Origin of the sequence: Vibrio bivalvicida (assembly GCF_001399455.2) — a bacterium.
Classification (GTDB): Bacteria; Pseudomonadota; Gammaproteobacteria; order Enterobacterales; family Vibrionaceae; genus Vibrio; species Vibrio bivalvicida.
Genome location: NZ_LLEI02000017.1, coordinates 47,670 through 62,248 on the forward strand (window position 1 = coordinate 47,670; position 14,579 = coordinate 62,248).

Genomic DNA, 14,579 nt, shown 5'->3' on the forward strand with positions numbered 1-14,579 from the left:
AAACACCCCCGACAAAGTCAGGGGCGTTCCGTTAATATTTCTAGTTAATTTGGCACTTTCACTTTGTGGAATAGACGATACAACACTGGCACGACAATAAGTGTCAGCACTGTTGCAAAACCTAAACCAAACATGATAGTCACCGCCATCGGTTTGAAGAAAATATCAGGGAGCAGAGGAATCATACCCAAGATGGTAGTGATCGCAGCCATACAAACCGGGCGAACACGGCTTAACGCAGCATCCACCACCGCAACATAGGGATCTTTACCCGAATGCATTTCGATCTCTATCTGATCCAACAAAACGATACCGTTTTTCAGCAACATACCTGATAAACTCAAGAAACCAAGTAGGGCCATAAAGCCGAACGGTGTATTCAAAGCCAGTAAGCCTGTGGTCACACCAATTATCGCTAAAGGTACGGTTAACCAAACAATCAAAGGCTCTTTGACTGAGTTAAACAAGAATACCGTCACCAAGAACATAAATAGGTAGCCCATTGGCATAGTGGTAAATAGTGATTTTTGAGCATCACCTGACGACTCATATTCACCGCCCCACTCTAGCGAATAACCTGGCGGCAACTCAATCGCTTCGATTTGTGGCATCAAACGCGTTTGGAGTGTCGCTGCAGTCTCTTCCCCAAGCAAATCGGGATCAGCCATGACGGTCAACATACGTTTGCGATTCTTGCGAACTATGATTGGGTCCTCCCAACGAATATCGTAGCCTAATGTCACTTGCTGCAACGGAATATACTCGCCAAGCGCTGGGCTCCAAATCTTCATACCTTCAATATTACGAATATCAACACGCTCACCTTCAGGTAAACGGGCTACTATCGGCATTAAGGTCGTACCATCTCGGTAAACACCAATTGATTTACCTGAAAAAGACATCGCTAGGAACTCGTCTACATCAGATTTACTGATGCCGTAACGACGCGCTTGGCTCTCATTAAACTGTGGTTCAAGCACTTTAGTACGCTCTCGCCAATCGTGACGGATGTTCGTCGCACCAGGATCAGCGTGCATGATATCTTCAACTTGTTTAGCAATACCACGTAGTACCGTTGGATCAGAACCAATGATACGAGCTTCTATCTTCGCACCACCACCTGGACCAAGCTCAATTTGCTTAAGCTTATAGTTAATCTCTGGAAATTTGTCTTCTAGGTACAACCTAAAGTTTTTCATCAAACTTTCAAGTTGTTCATAGTCGGCAACACGAGTCGTGATCTCACCATAGGCTGAATAGCTCTTTTCTGGCGAATATGTCAGCATAAAGCGTTGCAAGCCCTGCCCCGCCGTCGCCGTGACATGCTCAACACCTTCTTGCTCTGAAAGCCAAGATTCCAATGCTTTCAACTTAGTATTAGTCGCGCGTATATCAGTCCCTTCAGGTAGCCATATGTCCGTTAGGAACATAGGTGTTGTGGAAGATGGAAAGAAAGACTGCTTAACTTGAGTAAAGCCAACAATGCTCACAGCCAAGCCAACAATAAGTACAATCACGGTTAACCAGGCTCGCTTCATACAAAATTCAAGGAAGCCTTTGTAAACCACAAAGATCATTCCATTGTATGGGTCACTGCCTTCTCCTTGTTTGAACTTCTGACCTTTAAAGAAGATATCTGCAAAAAATGGAGTTAGGGAGATAGCGGTAAACCAGCTCAACATCAGCGAAATAAGCAGTACGGTAAACAAAGTACCACAGTACTCACCCGTTGCATCCTCTGACAAGCCAATTGGAGCAAACGCCGTCACTGCAATAACAGTAGCACCAAGCAATGGCCACTTGGTTTGAGTTACGATATCGGTGGCGGCCTGCATTCGCGTTCGCCCTTTTTGCGTACCGATCAATATCCCTTCGACCACCACTATGGCATTGTCCACCAGCATACCCAATGCGATAACCAGCGCACCTAAAGAGATGCGTTGCAAATCAATAGCGAAGTACTTCATAAAGATGAATGTACCTAGCACGGTCAAAAGTAGAATAAGCCCAATCAACAGACCTGAACGTAGCCCCATAAAGAACAACAGCACGATGATCACAATCGCCACTGCCTGACCTAGGCTGACAACGAATCCGCTCACCGACTTGTCGACTTCTTTGGGCTGGCTATAAATTTCAGAGATTCCAACACCGACAGGCTGCTGATACTTAAGCTCGGCAAGACGTCGGTCAAAGCGTTCCCCTACCTCAACAACGTTTACCCCTTGAGCAAAAGAGACCCCTAAATTAAGCGCTAAATCGCCATTAAAGGTAATGATGTTACTAGGAACTTCAACATAACCCCGTTTTATATCGGCAACATCTTTAAGGTAAATTAGGCCCTGTGCACCACTTTCAGTAATAATGAGATCACCAAGTTGGTCCACATTTTCAAACTCACCTGTTGGATGGATTCGAATATATTCATCACCGATTCGAATTGCGCCAGCATCAGAGACAACGTTCTGAGTTGATAACAAGTTAAATACAGTGTTCGGCGCTATTCCGAGAGTACTCAAACGCTTCATCGAAATCTCGATAAAGACCTGCTCTTGCTGCTCACCCGATACAGAAACCTTGCTGACACCGTCAATCAGTTCCAGTTCTCGACGCAAATAGTCAACATAATCGAGTAACTCTTTGTAGCTGTATCCATCGCCAGTTACCGCTAGTAAGATACCGTAAACGTCACCAAAATCATCAATCACTGTCGGGTCATTCACACCAGGTGGGAGTTGACCTTTAAGATCATTAACCTTACGACGCAACTCATCCCAAATTTGAGGTAAGTCATCAGGGCCATAGTTGTTCTTCATCGAGACAGTGATCTGCGACAAACCTCGACTAGAGGTCGAGTTTACTTCATCGACATACGTAAGCTGTTGAATCGCTTTTTCTATCGGGTACGTCACCTCTTCTTCAACTTGCTGCGGTGTTGCTCCAGGGTAGGAAGTGACAACCATAGCATCTTTAATGGTAAATGCCGGATCTTCTAACTGGCCTAAACTGAAAAATGCACTAACACCACCAATTAAGAAAATCAGTGAGATCATCCAACTGATGACTCGGTTGCGGATAAAATAAGCCGCGATTCCCGTTATCTCATCATCGCTTTGTGACGAGTTATTGTTGTGTTCACTCATTACCCGCCTCCTGCTTAACTACTTGCACCTGCATTCCTTCCCTTAACCTAGAAACACCTGCTATCACAACTGATTGCTCACGACTCAAGCCATCAAGAATTTCAACTGCATCTTTCGTCGCCTTTCCTGTCACCACTTTCTGTTTCGCGACAGAGTTATCTTCATTGACCACCCAAACATACTTACTTTGTCTGTCGAGTGAGTCGCCATCACCATTGAAGATGGCCTCAATAGGCACTTGCACGCGACCTTTCAACTCGAAACCAATTTCTTTGCTTTTAGAAGTCACTTCTACCGCCATACCGTCAAGAATGTATTCCTCTTCAGGCATAGGAAGCGTTAAAGTCGCCGTAAATGTACCAGTTGCAGGATCTGGCTCAGTGGTAAACTCTTTGACTCTAGCGTTGTACTCATTGCCACTTGGAACTCTGACAATCGCTTTGATGCTCTTAGCAGCCACTTGTGTTTGCTTATTCGCATGGAGTCTATCGGGCAGTTGTATCAGCACTTCGACACTGTCGACACTATGGATATTGACGACTTGCTGACCAACTTGAATATTCTCGTATTGATCTACACTTACCCGAGAAATAATGCCATCAACGGGCGCTTTTAACTGAGTAAAAGACAAGCGAAGTTTCGCTAACTGAAGCTCTGCGTAAGCTATCTGACGGTTAGCTGCTATTTCATCAAATTGAGATTTTGCTAGTAAGCCTTTATCTACCAGTGGTTTAGAACGTTTATATTGGCTATCTACGACACTGTAACGTGCCGATGCGTTGTCGACATCAAGCTGGTAGTCAGTGGGATCTAACTCAGCGATTAGGTCTCCCTTTGCCAGATGATCACCTTCTTTGACATAAATTTTGTTGATCTCACCAGAGACACGGAAGCTAAGATGTGAACGTTCTGCGGCATTGGCGACAGCAGGGAAATAAAGTAGATCTGCGCTTACCTCACGATCAGCTAGCGCCAATACCTTAACTTTAGGTGCGCCAAAATCAACATACTGAGGTTCACCTCCACATCCCGATAAAAGTACAACTGAAGAGAGCGCACATAGATTTAACCATTGCTTCATCTTACAGACCTCGCTCTTTAATCCACTCTCGAACCTTAATGCCCGGCTCGATACCATTCACACCAGAGATTACGATCTGGTCACCTTCATTTAGGCCACTTTGCACTTGTCGCTTGTCATTCAGATCGACCAGAGCTTTAGTAACGATGCCTTGAGAATCTACTCGCCAAACATATGTTTGACCATTTTCCTCAATCAATGCCGACGTTGGAATCCGCGTTGCTCCGGTAGACTCTACTGCGACGTGGATAGTGCCAGCCATACCCGGTAAAATGCCTATGTCTTCGGGTCTTTCCATCACCATGGTGACTTTATAAGAGCCCGTCTTCGGATCTGCTTCAGTATCGACTTCTTGGAATGTCAATTCATATTGGTTCTCAGGGAACGCATCAAACGTCATGTGCGCAGTTAGATTTAGGCCACTTGCAAATCGATTGAGGAGATGATCTGGAAGCTGAAAAATAACCTTCATTAACTGCGTCGTTTGAATATTCATTACACCTTCTTTGGCCGCGATATACTCATATGCTTCAGCAGGGACAATGGATACCGTACCATCGTACGGTGCGACTAAACGGGTGTAGCGTAAGTTTGCTTGCGCCTGTTCAAGCGTCGCTCTAGCAGAGTTTCGTTTGGCTTTCGCTTCATCAAAGTCTTGTTCAGAGACAACTTTGTCTTTACGAAGCTTTTTATACCGCTGGAATTGAACATCAGCGAGGCGGTATTGTGCTTCCGCTTGCTTCGCCAATAAGGTGTATTCATCAGGGTTTAATGAGGCTAAAACATCCCCTTTAATGACGGCTTGCCCAGCAACGACATCAATAGATTGCAATTGGCCTGGTACTCGAAAGGCAAGTACCGCTTTATCACCAGCTTCAGAAGTGGCAGGAAAAGAGCGTTCAAAGTGAGCATTGCCGATTGAAACAGTAAACAGTTTAGCTGGCCTAGAATCGGGTTCAGGAACAGGAGGAAGCTCCCTACCACAGCCACTGAGCACAGCAGCTGTTGCAAGAAACAGTATGGATTTGCGCATAATCAATCATCCGTTTGCAGCGATTAGTTACAAAGATAGATGAATGATACCGCCTCTTCCATACGTCAGGTAGAAAATATTATGAAAATTAATAATTTGCCCGTTATATGAGTAGATTGTCGCAATTTTGAACCCTCAGTATATTAATGTGAAGTGAAGGTTCAAAACCGCCGAGCTCTTTGAAGCTGTTAAAGTGTTTTGAACTCTTTATCTACTTTAAACGCATCTGAAGTCACGTAAGCTTCAATATCTCGAATTTGAGTTTCTAGATTGTGAAAATCTCGCTCGATGGTATTGAGCAACATTTCAGGTGTTTGGCCTTGCTGCCAAGGTTTGTTTTTTAGCTTGTGCTCTTGCTCGGTTTTGATCGCTTCGACATAGTTTGCTGGCTGCTTTTCAATCATCAGGGTCATGGCAATGTACGCTAACAGTACCAAGAAGCTACCACCCAGCAGAGCGGCTGAAATCACCAAAATACGTACTAGCCACACTTCTAAAGCAAAATAATTCGCTAACCCTGCACACACGCCCGTTATCTTTCCATTCACAGGATCTCGATAAAGTTCTCGCCTATAGTTCATAACGACGTCTCCAAGTCGGTGACTCCGCATCCAAAATACGCTCTAGCGTGTCTACTCGGTTCTGCATACTGGCCGCTTTCTCCGATAAAGATTCTAGTCGTTGAAGATCTTCATTCGACAGCCCTGTACTCGCATTTTTCTTACTGCGGTAGTGCAAGAATAGCCACAACGGAGCAACGAAAATCAGAAATACGATTAATGGACCAGCAATAAAAAATGACGACATAAATAACTCCTTAATGAAAGGTAGATAAACAGCTTTTCCAAGCCCATGCTATCTACCTAGTTAACTTATCAAAATCTAACTGGAATTACTTTTTATCTTCCATTTGCTGTTTAAGTTTCTCCAATTCTTTTTCAATTTCATCTTGCGCCTGAAGCTCTGCAAATTCTTGGTCGAGTGACTTAGCGTTACCTGTCTTAGCATACAGATCCGCTTCCGCTTCCATTTCATCTACCTTGCGTGAGTATTGCTCAAACTTAGCCATGGCCTCGCTTGTACGCGCTGTATGCAGGTGCTTTTGAACATCACGGCGGTTTGAAGCCGTTTGGCTACGAATTGCCAGTGCCTGTTGCTTTGCACGAGTTTCCGTTATTTTTGTTTCTAGCTTGCTGATTTCACCAGTTAGCTTGTCGATGGTCTCCTCAACCAAGGTTTGTTCAGTGTGCAGGCCTTTCAGCATATCTTGCAGTTTTTGCTTTTCTATCAGCGCTGATCGCGCAAGATCTTCACGCTGCTTTGTCAGTGCCAGCGTTGCCTTCTGCTGCCATTCATCGATCGCAGCTTCCATTGAATCTACTTTACGTGCCAACTCTTTTTTGTCTGCAATTGCTTTTGCCGAATTGGTGCGCACTTCCACTAAAGTGTCTTCCATTTCCTGAATGATTAAGCGGATCATTTTTTCAGGATCCTCTGCTTTATCCAATAGAGCACTGATGTTTGAATTAACGATGTCGGCGAATCGAGAGAAAATACCCATAGCGAGGCTCCTTATTTTATTGCATCAAGTTATGTCAAACATAACCATTGAATCTGTATTTTTTCAATCTACTCAATGGTTCCAAGTTACGTGCCAACATTTCAACCTATATAAATCAAACAGTTATCAAAAAACTCATTGAAATATTTTTTTAACTGTGTTGAATTTGACCTACAGTTGGTAAATTTCACCACGGAGCTATTATGCAGCAAAATCTAATTGGCGAATCCCCTGCCTTTCTCTCGGTACTTGACAAAGTCTCTAAACTGGCAGCAATTGAACGACCAGTACTAATTATCGGTGAACGTGGTACGGGTAAGGAACTCATCGCTCAACGTCTGCATTATCTGTCCAAGCGCTGGGATCAGCCCTTGATTTCGCTAAATTGCTCAACGTTAAGTGAAGGGCTGATCGACTCAGAGCTTTTTGGTCATGAACAAGGCTCATTTACTGGCTCTAAAGGACGTCATAAAGGGCGTTTCGAGCGCGCTGAAAATGGCACTCTGTTTTTGGACGAATTGGCGACGGCTCCTTTGCTGGTTCAAGAAAAGCTTTTGCGAGTCATTGAATACGGCCAGTATGAAAGGGTTGGTGGTCATCAGTTGCTTAATGCCAATGTCCGCTTGGTTTGTGCAACCAATGCAGATCTACCTCAAATGGCAGGTCAAGGGGCTTTCAGAGCCGATCTATTAGATAGACTAGCCTTTGACGTTATTCACTTACCTCCGCTTCGCCAGCGGCAAGAAGACATTCTATTACTTGCTGAATATTATGCCATTAAGATGTGCCGCGAATTGGGCTTTGAGTATTTCGTTGGATTTTCGAACCAAGCGGAGCAAAGTTTGCTCGATTACCGTTGGCCAGGCAATGTCCGCGAACTAAAGAATGTTATTGAGCGAGCCGTTTATCAGCATGGAGCAGAGCAAGAACAAATTGAGCAGTTAATATTCGACCCATTTCAATCCTCTTGGACCCCACCCGAGCTGAAGGATGAATCAGCCCAACCACCTCAAGTACCATACTTCCAGTTTCCGATTGATTACAAACAGTGGCAAGAACAGCAAGACCAACTCATACTTAATGAGGCATTAAAGCAAAGTCAGTTCAATCAGCGAAAAGCGGCAGAGCTACTTGGGCTAAGTTATCACCAATTAAGGGGGATGGTACGTAAGTATGACCTTACCAACCTCAATTAGCTGATGAAAATTGTGGTTTTGCTTTGGTTACCATGGGTATTTAGTGGTAAATTATTAGGATCTTAAGGCATAATGATGCGTTCTATTGTGCTTTGTCCCAGACACTTGTTCTTTCTATGAAAGCATTCATTCAGTTTACATTAGGTTTATTTAGCCTCAGCCTGTTAGCAGGTTGTGGTGAAGAGATTGATCACGACAAAATCCGCCAGAAAGGATTCGTCTACTGTGGTCAAGGAGGTCCAACGACCTTTAACCCTCAGCTCGTTGATAGTGGTATTACTACCGAAACACTTAGCCCACAATTGTTCAACACTTTACTGACACTCGATAGCAAAACGTACCAACCTATCCCAAGCCTTGCGACAAAGTGGATGGTAAATAAAGCCGGTACTGAGTACATTTTTACTCTGCGAAAAGGAATTCAGTTTCAAACCACAGCTTGGTTCACGCCTTCTAGATCAATGAACGCGGATGATGTGGAGTTTAGCTTTAATCGCATTGTCGATACCACCAACCCATTTCATTATGTCGGCAGCGGTCTTTACCCTTGGTTTACTGGCATTGATTTTCAAAACTTGATTGTCGACGTGACCGCCCTATCAAAGTACAAGGTGAAGTTCACCTTGAGCCGACCAGACAATAGTTTCTTGTCTAACATTGCCACTAGCCACGCCGTAATCCATTCGAAAGAGTACGCAAATCAGCTCGCGCTCAGTGATGACAAAAGCATGCTAGATAGCCACCCTGTTGGCACTGGGCCTTTTTACCTTGCCGAGTACCAAGCCAATGACCTTATTCGTCTCAAAAGAAACGATCGCTATTGGAAAGTCAGACCTAAAATGGAGCAAGTTGTTTTTGACATTTCTCAACGCGGTACAGGTACGCTAGCGAAACTGCTGCGAAGCGAATGTGACGTACTTAACTCACCACTGTCAAGCCAACTGCCCATTATTGAACAAACGGCCGACGTAGAGTTAACGGCTAAGCCAGCAATGAACATTTCTTTCGTTGCAGTCAACACCTCACACCCTGCACTAAATGATGCTCGGGTGCGCAAAGCCCTTAACTATGCTATCAACCGTCAAAACATCTTAGATTCTGTCTATTATGGTACAGGGAGCCAAGCATATTCTGTTCTGCCCCCTTCCTCATGGGCCTATCAAAAAGACGCCGTACAGATCCGCTATGACCGAAACTATGCCATCGCACTTTTACGTGACGCTGGTTATAGCAAAGGGCTAGAGCTAACTATGTCGGTGCCACTTGAGCCACGAGCTTATAATCCTAGTCCAAGGAAAACAGCAGAGTTAATTCAGGCTAACTTAGCCGACGTTGGCATAAAACTCAATTTGATGGCCGACGACAGGTTCGAGCGCAGTACGCTCAACGACAATGCCAATATTGACCTTCACTTGACAGGTTGGATTGCCAATACAGGTGACCCAGATAACTTTTTGCGCCCTCTCCTATCTTGTGACTCAAAACGCGCAGGGCTAAATGTATCGAGTTGGTGCAACCCAGACTTCGATTTCTTACTCGATTTAGCACTCGAGGTCGACAAGCCACGTTATCGACAGAATCTGTACAAACAAGCGCAGAATATTCTCAATGAAGAGTTCCCTGTGATTCCACTAAACCATGGCATGCAGTTGCAAGCTCATCACGCATCATTGAAGGGCTTCAAAGAGAGTCCATTCAATGCTCAGCCATTTGATACTGTCGAGAGGGTTAAGTAATGCTACTGTATTCGGTTAGACGCTTTAATCTCTTCATAATCACACTATTGATACTCACTATGGTGGGTTTTAGCATTCTCAGACTAGAGCCTAGTTCACCTTGGGCTATCCATGATTTTTGGAACGGCTGGATGCTCTATCTTGGTGAACTCATGCAGTTGAACCTTGGTGTCACTAAACTAGGCACGCCGATTATTGATGAGTTAAGTGTTGTCTTTCCTGCGACTTTAGAATTGTGTTTCATTGCGTTTATTATTTCGCTATTGGTTGGTATTCCCGTTGGCACCTTGGCCGGTATGAAGCAAGGTAAGTGGATAGATACTGTCATTTCATTTACTTCAATGTCTGGTTATTCCGCTCCCTTATTTTGGGTCGCTCTATTAATGATCATGGTGTTCTCGCTACACTTTCAAGTGCTACCCGTTGCTGGCCGTTATGACCTACTTTATCAAATAGAGCATGTCACTGGATTTGCCATCATCGATGCTTTTTTTGCCAATGGCGAGTACCGAGCACACGCGCTTCAGAGCGTTCTGGAACACTTAATCCTGCCATGCTTGGTACTTGCTCTAGCACCGACCACTCAAGTCATTGGCTTGATGCGAGCTTCGGTAGCAGAAGTTATGGGACAGAACTATATTCGTGCCGCCCGCATCAAGGGTTTGTCGACGCACGAGATCGTCACCCAACATGTGCTGCGCAACGCTATTCCACCTATCATTCCAAAAATAGGCGTGCAACTTTCAAGTATGTTGACACTTGCCATTATCACCGAGTCAATATTTAACTGGCCAGGCATTGGCCGCTGGTTACTCGATGCCCTATCCAATCAAGATTACGTTGCCATTCAAGCGGGGGTTATCGTGGTTGCTAGCTTTGTTCTTACTGCCAACATCTTGTCAGATTTGATTGGTGCAATGGTCAACCCACTGGTAAGGAAGGAGTGGTATGCTAACCGATAACGTTTATCAAGAAGAGCGTATCCCTACCCAGTTCGAACGTTTCTGGCGTAGCTTCCGAGCAAACAATTTGGCAATGTTTGGTCTGTGGTGCCTGCTGATTCTGTGCCTGATTACATTGGTTTCGCCGTGGTTAACCCCCCACGATCCGCAGGCTCAAAGTGGAGAGTTACTTATCCCTCCCTCTTGGAACCCGACTGGCACAGTAGAATATTTCCTTGGTACAGATGACTTAGGCCGAGACATACTGTCTCGACTAATCGAAGGCTCGCGATTCACATTTGGCGCAGCCTTTGTGGTTACACTCGTCGCCACAGTGATCGGTTGTTTGATTGGTGTGCTAGCAGGCATGACCAAAGGACTGCTATCAAGTGTTTTGAATCACTTGCTAGATACCGTTATGTCTATTCCATCATTACTATTAGCAATTATATTCGTTGCTTTCTTAGGGTTTGGTGAATTCAATATACTCCTCGCAATCTGCTTAGCCTTGATACCAAGGTTCGTTCGTTCCGTCTACATTGCGGTACATACTGAAGTTGAAAAAGACTACATCATGGCAGCTCGCTTAGATGGGGCAAACCAGTTCTACCTACTATGGAACTCAATATTACCCAACATTTTGGTAGTTGTTGCCACTGAAGTTACCCTTGCTTGGTCAATTGCTATTCTAGATATCACCGCGCTAGGCTTCTTAGGGTTAGGCGCGCAGGCACCGAGCACCGAATGGGGGGCCATACTTGGCGATTCTGTTGAGCTGATCTACCTTGCCCCTTGGACTGTGACCCTTCCAGGGCTCGCCATTATGTTTACCGTTATTGTCATTAATCTGGTTGGTGAAGGAATTCGCCAAGCGCTTAATGCGGGGATCGAATAATGCCGTTATTAGATATTCGACATCTCACCATCGAGATTGAAACACCGCAAGGAATGATGAAAGCGGTAGATCGTATGAGTCTGACCATGAACGAAGGCGAAATACGAGGATTAGTTGGTGAGTCTGGTTCAGGCAAGAGCCTTGTTGCTAAGGCGATCGTTGGCGTTTGTAAAGATAACTGGAAAGTTAGCGCCGACCGGATGAGACTAGGTAATGTAGACTTACTCCAATTGACTCCTAAAGAGCGGCGCCGCGTCATAGCCCGTGATATAGCTATGATTTTTCAAGAACCCTCTACCTGTTTAGACCCTTCAGAAGAAGTGGGTAAGCAGTTGATTGAAGCCATTCCATCACGCTCTTTTGAAGGTAAGTGGTGGGAGCGGTTTAAGTGGCGAAAAAAACAAGCGGTTGCGCTACTTCATAAGGTTGGGATTAAAAACCATCAACAAATCATGGAGAGTTTTCCCTATGAACTCACTGATGGTGAGTGCCAAAAAATCATGATTGCAATGGCCATCGCTGCTAAGCCAAAGCTCTTGATTGCTGACGAGCCAACCAATGATCTAGACCCTATAACTCAATCTCAGATTTTGCGCTTGCTCAGTAGGATGAACCAATTGCACAACACATCCATCATGCTGATCGGGCACGACTTAACCACTATTACTCAGTGGGCGACACGTATTACTGTCATGTATTGTGGCCAATCTGTTGAGTCTGCAGATACCAGTAAGATTTTAGACAAACCTAAACACCCTTATACCGCAGCACTGCTTAAAGCTATGCCCGACTTTAACGACTGGATTCCGCATAAAGAGAAACTCCAGTCGTTACCGGGCTCTATTCCACCGCTCCAGCATTTGCCCATCGGCTGCCGCCTTGGCCCACGTTGCCCCTATGCGCAGCGCCAATGCGTTGAAATACCGATGACTCGTCGAATTAAAAATCATAAATTTGCCTGCCACTTCCCGTTGAATATGGAGAAGAAAAAACTATGAGTGCCCTATTAGAAGTCAATGAGTTATCAAAAACCTTCGTTACGCGCTCTAGTCTGTTTCGCAAAAAGGTTCAACAAGCAGTAAAACCGGTCAGCTTTAGCCTTGAGGCAGGACAGACCATAGGCTTTATCGGCCAAAACGGTTCGGGTAAGTCAACCTTAGCACGAATGCTCTCGGGGGTTGTTGAGCCCACATCAGGTGAAATTCGAGTCAATGGTGAACTGCTAAAACATGAAGACTATTCCACGCGCTGCAAACTTATTCGAATGATTTTCCAAGATCCAAATACCTCTTTGAATCCTCGCATTCAAATTGGACGAATCTTGGAAGGCCCACTAAAAAGAAATACGAGTATGCCCCCCGAAGCGCGTATGAAACGAGTAAAAGAAACACTTCTTAGAGTGGGGTTACTTCCTGAGCACGCCTATTTCTATCCGCAGATGCTCGCTACGGGTCAGAAGCAGCGTGTTTGTCTCGCACGAGCGTTAATTCTCCAACCTTCCGTTATTGTTGCCGATGAAGCGCTGAATGGGCTGGATATGGCAATGCGCTCACAGATCATCAACTTATTCTTAGAGCTTCAAGAAGAGATGGGCGTCTCGTTTATTTATGTGTCACAGCATATCGGCATTGTAAAACACATTACCGATAAAGTGATGGTGATGCATGAAGGGGAACTCGTCGAGAGCGGTGAAACCCATGAAGTGCTTAGTTGCCCAACTCATCCTGTGACACAAAGATTAGTAGAAAGTCATTTCAATAAGGCGACCTGCTTTAAATAGGACTACTCATGCTAAGGAAAGCAATGCTTGGAATTATAGTGCTTGCCACTTCATTCCATTCTCAGGCATACAGTACACAACAAACTTGGCTCGATACCCAGTTTGTCGAGAAGGCTTTTATCAATGTTGCGCTGCGTAATGAGTACTCGTCTGGAAGTAAGCCATTAGTAAAATGGAATGAGCCTATAAAAATATGGGTCCAGCACAAAGTACCGGACAAAGCGCTTCACGATGAGCTTACAGACGCACATTTGCGTCACTTAGAGCAGATAACTGGACATCGAATTCAAAGAGTGGCATCACGTGAACAAGCGAATATCGTCTGGGTGTTTACTAAAGAATCTAAGTGGCGTGAGGATATCGAACGAGAGCTAGGTAAACCAGCGCTTGCGAAAGTATATGGGGCGATCTGCAAAGCAGGTTACCAAGTCGGTCGTAACGGCGCTCTTTCTCACGCAGCCATCATCATACCAGTCGATCAAGCTAGGGAGCACGGTAAGTTGCTTGCCTGTATCGTTGAAGAGATCACTCAAGTCTTGGGGTTGCCGAACGACTCAGAGAGCGCTTTCCCATCGATTTTCAATGATGAAACTCCCGAAGATCTGCTCTCTCCGCTTGATGTCGTTCTTTTAAAACTACTCTATGAGCCTGAGCTCAAACCTGGGATGAGTCAAAAGCAAGTCACGCCTATTATTAGAAAGCTATTAGCCAAATACAAAAAAGACGGCACGTTAAATCGTGCCGTCTCTATCGCAAAACAAGGAGAGCTATTTCAGCTGATAGGTTATTAATCCCTGTTAGTCTTAGCCGCGCTTTTTCAACTCGACTTCAAATTCGTCTGGGTACAGTACCACACCTTCTTCGTTGTCGTTAGGGAACACAACAACAGATAGCTCGTCATCTTCAAGACCATACGTCCAACGACTAAACCATTTTGCCGTCGAGATTGGCTCTGCCTTACAGTGCTCCCAATCTCCGGTTGCCCACTGCTCTGCAAACTCTTGGTGGGGCCAAACCGGCACACAATCTTCCTCTTCGGTGTTGAGCATTACGCAGCCATGCTCATCAGTCAGGATCCAAACCTTACGGTTTTTGGCGATTTCTTTAATGCAGTAATTAAAGCGCTCATCAGGGCGCATTTTATTCACTGTTTCTAGCTGCTCATTTGATAGCGACATATTCACTTCCTCGCAAAGAAAACGCCCATGGCGTG

The 14,579-nt window shown here is 45.0% G+C and carries 14 protein-coding genes; 7 read left to right on the top strand and 7 right to left on the bottom strand.

Annotated features, from left to right (window positions below):
* Nucleotides 1-44: 44 nt before the first annotated feature.
* The 6 genes from APB76_RS03635 to pspA form a co-directional block, all read right to left on the bottom strand.
* The gene (locus APB76_RS03635) at nucleotides 45-3,143 is read right to left on the bottom strand and encodes an efflux RND transporter permease subunit (RefSeq protein ID WP_054963110.1); all 3,099 of its coding nucleotides are present in this window, start codon (nucleotides 3,141-3,143) and stop codon (nucleotides 45-47) included.
* Nucleotides 3,136-4,224, bottom strand: a complete 1,089-nt coding sequence (locus APB76_RS03640) for an efflux RND transporter periplasmic adaptor subunit (RefSeq protein ID WP_054963109.1) — start codon at nucleotides 4,222-4,224, stop codon at nucleotides 3,136-3,138. The genes APB76_RS03635 and APB76_RS03640 overlap by 8 nt, the downstream gene beginning before the upstream one ends.
* Before the next feature lies 1 nt (nucleotide 4,225).
* Entirely contained in the window at nucleotides 4,226-5,257 is a 1,032-nt protein-coding gene (locus APB76_RS03645; protein WP_054963108.1) for an efflux RND transporter periplasmic adaptor subunit, read from the bottom strand.
* Nucleotides 5,258-5,445: 188 nt separating this feature from the next.
* Entirely contained in the window at nucleotides 5,446-5,868 is a 423-nt protein-coding gene (gene pspC / locus APB76_RS03650) for an envelope stress response membrane protein PspC (RefSeq protein WP_193395073.1), read from the bottom strand.
* Entirely contained in the window at nucleotides 5,828-6,064 is a 237-nt protein-coding gene (pspB, locus tag APB76_RS03655) for an envelope stress response membrane protein PspB (RefSeq protein WP_054963106.1), read from the bottom strand. The genes pspC and pspB overlap by 41 nt, the downstream gene beginning before the upstream one ends.
* An 85-nt stretch (nucleotides 6,065-6,149) precedes the next feature.
* Complete coding sequence (gene pspA, locus APB76_RS03660) at nucleotides 6,150-6,818, bottom strand: phage shock protein PspA (protein WP_049846932.1); 669 nt, start codon at nucleotides 6,816-6,818, stop codon at nucleotides 6,150-6,152.
* 203 nt (nucleotides 6,819-7,021) lie between these two features.
* On the opposite strand from pspA, the gene pspF reads away from it, so the two are divergent.
* The 7 genes from pspF to APB76_RS03695 all read left to right on the top strand — a co-directional run bounded on the left by pspF (nucleotide 7,022) and on the right by APB76_RS03695 (nucleotide 14,157).
* Nucleotides 7,022-8,014, top strand: coding sequence for a phage shock protein operon transcriptional activator (gene pspF, locus APB76_RS03665; protein ID WP_049846931.1), 993 nt, complete (start codon nucleotides 7,022-7,024; stop codon nucleotides 8,012-8,014).
* Nucleotides 8,015-8,130: 116 nt separating this feature from the next.
* Nucleotides 8,131-9,750 carry an ABC transporter substrate-binding protein SapA gene (gene sapA / locus APB76_RS03670; protein ID WP_049846930.1) on the top strand — a complete coding sequence of 540 codons (1,620 nt, stop codon included), beginning with the start codon at nucleotides 8,131-8,133 and terminating at the stop codon, nucleotides 9,748-9,750.
* A complete protein-coding gene (locus APB76_RS03675; RefSeq protein WP_049846929.1) occupies nucleotides 9,750-10,712 on the top strand; it encodes an ABC transporter permease in 963 nt (320 codons plus the stop codon). Before sapA ends, APB76_RS03675 begins: the two co-directional genes overlap by 1 nt.
* Nucleotides 10,699-11,586: a putrescine export ABC transporter permease SapC gene (gene sapC, locus APB76_RS03680; RefSeq protein WP_049846928.1), complete on the top strand. Its 888-nt coding sequence runs from the start codon at nucleotides 10,699-10,701 to the stop codon at nucleotides 11,584-11,586. The genes APB76_RS03675 and sapC overlap by 14 nt, the downstream gene beginning before the upstream one ends.
* Nucleotides 11,586-12,584: a peptide ABC transporter ATP-binding protein gene (locus APB76_RS03685; RefSeq protein ID WP_049846927.1), complete on the top strand. Its 999-nt coding sequence runs from the start codon at nucleotides 11,586-11,588 to the stop codon at nucleotides 12,582-12,584. The genes sapC and APB76_RS03685 overlap by 1 nt, the downstream gene beginning before the upstream one ends.
* Nucleotides 12,581-13,366: a peptide ABC transporter ATP-binding protein gene (locus APB76_RS03690; RefSeq protein ID WP_049846926.1), complete on the top strand. Its 786-nt coding sequence runs from the start codon at nucleotides 12,581-12,583 to the stop codon at nucleotides 13,364-13,366. Before APB76_RS03685 ends, APB76_RS03690 begins: the two co-directional genes overlap by 4 nt.
* Before the next feature lie 8 nt (nucleotides 13,367-13,374).
* Nucleotides 13,375-14,157 carry a DUF2927 domain-containing protein gene (locus tag APB76_RS03695; protein ID WP_054963105.1) on the top strand — a complete coding sequence of 261 codons (783 nt, stop codon included), beginning with the start codon at nucleotides 13,375-13,377 and terminating at the stop codon, nucleotides 14,155-14,157.
* A 12-nt stretch (nucleotides 14,158-14,169) separates the two neighbouring features.
* On the opposite strand, the gene APB76_RS03700 is transcribed toward APB76_RS03695, so the two are convergent.
* Entirely contained in the window at nucleotides 14,170-14,544 is a 375-nt protein-coding gene (locus APB76_RS03700) for a DUF2750 domain-containing protein (RefSeq protein WP_054963104.1), read from the bottom strand.
* Nucleotides 14,545-14,579: the final 35 nt, after the last annotated feature.